This is a genomic window from Paraburkholderia fungorum (assembly GCF_046027605.1).
Classification (GTDB): domain Bacteria; phylum Pseudomonadota; class Gammaproteobacteria; order Burkholderiales; family Burkholderiaceae; genus Paraburkholderia; species Paraburkholderia fungorum_F.
Window position 1 is genome coordinate 1 of sequence record NZ_JAQQEF010000073.1, and the last position, 2,131, is coordinate 2,131.

Sequence of the window (2,131 nt, forward strand, 5' to 3'; positions counted from 1 at the left end):
GCGGTCTTCAGCAGGTTGTACGAGATATTGGCCGCATCGATGTTCGGCAGCACCAGCAGGTTCGCGTCGCCTTCGAGCGTCGAGTCGGGCAGCACTTCGCGGCGCAGATTCGCGTCGAGCGCCACGTCGCCGTGCATTTCGCCGTCCACCTGCAGCTCCGGCACGCGTTCGCGCAGGATCGCCAGCGTGTCGCGCATCTTCTGCGCGGTCGGCGCATTGCTCGAGCCGAAGTTCGAATGCGATACCAGCGCGACCTTCGGTTCGATCCCGAAGCGGCGCACTTCCTCAGCCGCCATGATCGTGATCTCGGCCAGCTGCTCCGGCGTCGGATCGACGTTCACGTGCGTGTCGACCAGGAAGATCTGCCGGTTCGGCAACACCAGCGCGTTCATCGCTGCGTAGACCTTCGCGCCGGGCTTCCTGCCGATCACCTGATCGATGAAGTGCAGGTGCCGATGCGTGGTGGACACCGTGCCGCAGATCATCCCGTCCGCTTCGCCCTTTTCCACCATCATCGCGCCGATCAGCGTGGTGCGGCGGCGCATTTCGAGCTTCGCCATCTGCGCGGTGATGCCCTTGCGCGACATCATCCGGTGATATTCCTGCCAGAAGTCACGATAGCGCTCGTCATGATCGGTGTTCACGACCGTGTAGTCCTGACCCGCCACCAGACGCAGGCCGTAGCGTGCAATGCGCTGCTCGATCACCGCCGGACGGCCAATCAAAATCGGCTTCGCCAGCTTTTCGTCGACGATGATCTGCATGGCGCGCAGCACGCGCTCTTCCTCGCCTTCCGCGAACACAATGCGCTTCTTCTCCGGCTCGACGCCACGCGCGAGCTGGAAGATCGGCTTCATCGTCGTGCCGCTGTGATAGACGAACTGCTGCAGATGCTGTTCGTAAGCGTCCATGTCCTCGATCGGACGCTCGGCCACACCCGAATCCATCGCGGCCTTCGCCACGGCCGGCGCGACCTTGACGATCAGGCGCGGGTCGAACGGCTTCGGAATCAGATACTCCGGACCAAACGAGAGATCCTGGATGCCGTACGCCGTCGCGACGATATCGCTCTGCTCCTGGCGCGCCAGTTCGGCGATCGCATTGACCGCGGCGATTTCCATTTCCCGCGTCACCGTTGTCGCGCCCGCATCCAGCGCGCCGCGGAACAGGAACGGGAACACCAGCACGTTGTTCACCTGGTTCGGGTAGTCGGTACGGCCCGTGCACAGCACCGCGTCCGGACGCACTTCGAGCGCCAGTTCCGGCAGGATTTCCGGCGTCGGATTGGCCAGCGCCAGAATCAGCGGCTTGTCCGCCATCTGTTTGACCATGTCCTGCTTGAGCACGCCGCCAGCCGAGAGGCCAAGGAAAATGTCCGCGCCGCCGATCGCCTCGGCAAGCGTGCGGGCTTCTGTTTCGCGTGCGAAACGCTCCTTGTCCGGGTCCATCAGTTCGACGCGGCCCTTGTAGACCACGCCGGCCAGATCGGTGACGGTGATGTTCTCGAGCGGCAGGCCGATGTCGACCAGCAGGTCCAGACAGGCCAGCGCCGCGGCGCCCGCGCCGGACGACACCAGCTTGACGTTCTTTATGTCCTTGCCGACCACCTTCAGACCGTTGGTGATCGCAGCCGCGACGACGATCGCGGTGCCGTGCTGGTCGTCGTGGAAGACCGGAATCTTCATGCGCTTGCGGCATTCGCGCTCGACGATGAAGCAGTCCGGCGCCTTGATGTCTTCGAGGTTGATGCCGCCGAAGGTCGGCTCGAGCGCCGCGATCACGTCGACCAGCTTGTGCGGGTCGGACTCGTTCAGCTCGATATCGAACACGTCGATGCCGGCGAACTTCTTGAACAGGACGGCCTTGCCTTCCATGACCGGCTTCGACGCGAGCGGCCCAATGTTGCCCAGACCCAGCACCGCGGTGCCGTTCGTGACGACGCCCACCAGGTTGCTGCGCGCGGTGAAACGCGCGGCGTTCAGCGGATTCTCGACGATTTCCTCGCACGCGAACGCCACGCCCGGCGAGTACGCCAGCGCGAGGTCGCGCTGGTTGATCATCTGCTTGGTCGGGGCGATCGCGATCTTCCCGGGGGTCGGGAACTCGTGATAATCGAGGGCGGCTTCGCGGA

At 64.2% G+C, this 2,131-nt stretch carries 1 protein-coding gene; it reads right to left on the bottom strand.

Annotation, left to right across the window (positions count from 1 at the left end; all coding sequences use genetic code 11):
- Nucleotides 1-2,131: NADP-dependent malic enzyme (locus PQR53_RS38760; RefSeq protein ID WP_408465862.1), on the bottom strand; the 2,131-nt coding region annotated here is incomplete at both ends.